The 4,369-nt window shown below is 39.2% G+C and carries 4 protein-coding genes; all 4 read left to right on the top strand.

Going from position 1 to position 4,369, the window contains the following annotated elements; translation table 11 throughout:
* Positions 1-253: 253 nt before the first annotated feature.
* The 4 genes from IQ229_RS15000 to IQ229_RS14985 all read left to right on the top strand — a co-directional run bounded on the left by IQ229_RS15000 (position 254) and on the right by IQ229_RS14985 (position 3,986).
* Positions 254-733: a hypothetical protein gene (locus IQ229_RS15000; protein WP_162398289.1), complete on the top strand. Its 480-nt coding sequence runs from the start codon at positions 254-256 to the stop codon at positions 731-733.
* A gap of 278 nt (positions 734-1,011) precedes the next feature.
* Positions 1,012-1,497: a DUF2808 domain-containing protein gene (locus IQ229_RS14995; protein ID WP_162398288.1), complete on the top strand. Its 486-nt coding sequence runs from the start codon at positions 1,012-1,014 to the stop codon at positions 1,495-1,497.
* 110 nt (positions 1,498-1,607) lie between these two features.
* Positions 1,608-2,093, top strand: a complete 486-nt coding sequence (locus tag IQ229_RS14990) for a DUF2808 domain-containing protein (RefSeq protein ID WP_162398287.1) — start codon at positions 1,608-1,610, stop codon at positions 2,091-2,093.
* A gap of 255 nt (positions 2,094-2,348) precedes the next feature.
* The gene (locus IQ229_RS14985; protein WP_162398330.1) at positions 2,349-3,986 is read left to right on the top strand and encodes an iron uptake porin; all 1,638 of its coding nucleotides are present in this window, start codon (positions 2,349-2,351) and stop codon (positions 3,984-3,986) included.
* Positions 3,987-4,369: the final 383 nt, after the last annotated feature.

Here is a 4,369-nt window from a genome sequence, read left to right as displayed (position 1 = left end):
ATGTGTATAAGAGGCAGGTACAATGTTGTGCGTATTAGACCCAAAGGATGTGGCACAGAAGAACGTTCCGGCTTTGGTGATACTACAGTGCGTGTAAAAGTTAACTTGTGCTTTGCAATCTTAAATTTATTTTTGCAAGCTAGTTATTTCATCTTAATTTCATAGTGACCTGTCACACTGGTTTTGTAAAGGTTCATTCACTAAGGATAAATCTGCAATCTAGTTGAGATAGTTTGTTAATTTAACAGTCAAGATGAAGAGAACATTGATTTATGCTGCTGTATGTAGTCTGGCTACCACAGCTTTAATTTCTCCTGACTATGCAAATGCGAAAATAGATAATAATAAGGTTGCTAATATTGAAAATAATATGCAATCTACTCCTGCTGGTTGGCAACTAGTTAAATTGGCCTTCCAGTTACACGTTCCTAAAAAGGGCAAGGCTCTTTCCCAGCTAATTATTGATGCTCCATCCACAGTAGCTGTAAGTAATGATATTGATGTCTTAGATGATAAAGGTCAAAAAATCAAAATTAATATTTCTTTAAATAGTAGAAGAATTATTATAGATTTTCCTGAACCAGTTACTTCTAGCACTACTAAGTTGCTAATAAATCTTAACAAAATATACCAATCAACTCTTGATTCTACTTCTATTTTCCATCTTTCCGTCAAAGTCGTTGGTAGTGATACAGAGATTCCTATAGGTGTAGCTCAATTTCCCACATTTTAATTTATAGATTCTAACGAAAATTGCTTAAATTTCATCTTGATTTCATTATGAGTTGTCATGCTAGTAGATAGAGGTAGCATACCTCTTTAGCAAAACATCACCGACGATTTGAACTTGATAAGGGCAAGCTAACTACCTACTTCTCCTGATTAACGGCTGTATCAAGGGGTAGTTAAATATGGCTTTGCCAAGTTTTGATCTATCTATTAAGAGCAGATTCACTCACGATGCATGAACCTGCACTTTAACTAATGTGTTTAATTATTTTGGAGATAAATATGAAGAGGTCATTGATTTACGCCGTTGTATTGACTCTGAGTAGCACAGCTATTATTGCTCCTAGCTATGCAAGTGCTAGAACAGATGATGGTAGGGTTCCCCATCTTGATGGAAATTCACAATTCCCTCCCACACGCTGGGGAATTTTTAGACATACTTTCCGTTTACACGTTCCCCAAAATAGCAAAGCTGTCACCCAACTACTTGTCAAAGTTCCAGACAATGTAACTATAAGTAAGAACATTCAGGATATCGATGTCGTGGATGAAAAGGGGCAGAAAATTAACACTAATGTATCTGTCAACGGTAAAACAATACTACTAGCTTTCGCCGAACCAGTTGCTCCTAACACTAAGTTTGATATTGACCTTAATAAAATAAAAAGACGAAATCTTGGTAATGGTTCTGTCTATAGCTTCTCAGCTAGAGAGGTTGGCATTGATGCAGAAATTCCCATAGGTGTTGCTTGGTTTCGTACTTACTAATGCAACATTATTTTTTCAGTAATAAACTATGGGATTTCATTGAGATTTCATCTGTGAATGTCAAACTGATAATAGAAAGGAAATTGAACTAGGTTTTGAGGAGAATCAAAATGAAAAAATTGATTTATGCTGTTGTATTCACACTGGCATTTACATCTTCAGTTGATGCTGTTTTTGCAAGCGGTAAACCAGGTGATTTTAGCGCTTCCCATTTAATGAAAAGTGCTGCTACTCCTAATACTACTTATGCCACAGATGCTACTCACAAATTTGAAGTCCATGTGCAGGGTAAACCTCTGGCAGGACTTACAATTAATTTGCCTGAAGGAGTGAAAATTGATAGAGGAATTGAGGTAAAAAATCAATCAGGGCAAAAAATTCCCACGACAGTTTCTATTAATGGACAAAAAGCTACAGTAGCTTTTTCACAACCAATAGACCCTGAGACAAAACTCTCAATTTTAATGAGAGGAGTCAATACTCAAACCTATGAACCAGGCTATGGTGCAACTTGGCAGTACCAAGTCTATGCCAATCAAGTTGGATTCACGCAAGAAATTCCACTTGGTCTAGCTCTGGTTCAGACCTATCCGTAGTCAGAGCAATTCTTAGAGTGTAAGGAGCTGGTGTCTAGGGATGTCATGTTGACAGAAGTAGGGATGTAAATTGTGATAGATGCGTGTTTGGTGGTTTTTTGATTCATTAACCTATCATTAACCTGTGATTTCATCCTAATTTCATCATGCTCTGAGAATCTAGTTATAGGAGTGAATCCTGTAAATAGATTTTCAGGTTTGAAGAGACAAGAAATCATGTCGGAATCAAATTTAGGTGTGAGTGAAAAAAGAATCATGACCAAGCCATTCTGGAATGTTCTAAGGCTCAGTCCAGTTATTGTTGCCGCTATATTTTTCGCTGCTAACAGCGCCTTAGCAGCTGAGGCTAACGAACAGGTAATAACTGTAGACCAGTTGACTGCCCAATCAGACAACTTCGGTCAAGTCACATCAGTTTCTCAGTTTTCTGACGTACAACCCACAGACTGGGCATTCCAAGCCTTGCAGTCTTTAGTTGAACGCTACGGTTGTATTGCAGGCTATCCCAATAGTACCTATCGTGGCAACCGTGCTTTGACGCGTTATGAATTTGCCGCTGGTTTGAACGCCTGTTTAGACCGAGTTAACGAATTGATTGCCACTGCTACAGCAGACCTGGTAACCAAGCAAGATTTAGCTACCTTACAGCGCTTACAAGAAGAATTTTCCGCTGAACTGGCAACTCTGCGTGGTCGTGTGGATTCCTTAGAAGCTCGCACTTCTGAACTAGAAGCTAATCAATTTTCCACTACTACCAAGCTAACTGGGGAAGCAATTTTTAACGTGTCTGATGTTTTTGGCAGCGATCAGAGGGCGGTTTCCTCTGGTGTTGATCAGGCTACGGCTCCCGACTTAGACACCAATACTATTTTTGCTAACCGAGTTCGTCTGAAATTGAACTCTAGTTTTACTGGAAAAGACAATTTAGAAATTCGTATCCAAAGCCGGAATATTAGCCCATACGGTACGAATGTAACGGGTACAAACATGACCCGTCTATCGTTTGACGGGAATGAAAATAACGATGCTTTAATCGATAAAGTTAACTACGCTTTTAACCTGAGCGATGCAGTGCGCGTCCAGGTTGATGCTGCCGGTGGTTTGTTGTACGAAAACAGCATTAACACCTTCAACCCTGACCTTCAAAGCAGCGGTAAAGGTTCTATTTCCCGCTATGGTCGGTTCAGCCCCATTTATCGTCAAGGAGAGGGCGGTGCAGGTGCGACCCTAATCTTCAATCCCAAAGGAGCTTTCACTGCATCTGTAGCTTATCTAGCTGGCAGAGCTAACGATCCTAGCGATGGTTCCGGTCTTTTCGATGGTTCCTATGCAGCCTTTGGTCAGATATCTTTCCAGCCCACTCAGGCATTAAATGTTGGTTTGACCTACGCTCGTACCTACCAAAATGGAGGACAGATTAACCTATTTAGCTCCACAGGCAGCGTCTATGCAAATAACCCCTTTCAAGGTGCTGCTTTGACTGCTAACCACTACGGTGTAGAAGCTAGCTTTAAACCAAGCCCTAATATTACTATTGGTGGTTGGTATGGTTTCAGCGATGCACAAGCTCAGAGTGGTGCTCAACAGGGTGATGAAGCAGACTTTAACTATTGGGCGGCTACCCTTTCTTTGAGAGACTTTGGCAAACAAGGTAACGTGCTTGGTTTTATTTTTGGTCAACCACCTAAAGCGACTGACAACGATTTTATCCAGGCAAACGGTGTTCGTCGTGAAGATGACGGCACATCCTATCACCTGGAGGGGCTGTACAAACTGCAACTCACTGATAATATTGCCGTTACCCCCGGTTTGTTAGTCATCTTCAATCCTGAGCATAATGACACAAACGATACTGTTTATGTTGGTACACTGCGTACTACTTTCACTTTTTAAAACTGCTATCATCATGATTTCAGTAATAGTGTTGTCATCAATACATAGAACTGTTTTTAAGTTCTAATTCTGTCTAGTAGTATGTGTTAAATACAACACTCTAGTCTTTCGATTAGGGTGTTGTATTATTTAGGCAAGTATAAATTTTAAATTTTCTGAGGCAGCTTGATATTTCATCTTAATTTCATACTGATTTGTCACAATAAAGATAACTCAATAGATTTATTGCTAGCAGTTAGTTAGTTTCCAGAACTCCTCTAACTGACTTTTGCTCACACCACTTTACAATCATTTGTGGCAATGAGGTCTATTGAGTTTTTTCTAACTGTTAATATTTTAATACTTTGATTTTAGACAAAATAACAAAAACTTATGCATTAAAA

The organism is Nostoc cf. edaphicum LEGE 07299, assembly GCF_015207245.1.
Lineage (GTDB): Bacteria > Cyanobacteriota > Cyanobacteriia > Cyanobacteriales > Nostocaceae > Nostoc > Nostoc edaphicum_B.
This window is presented reverse-complemented; position numbering and strand designations above follow the sequence as displayed.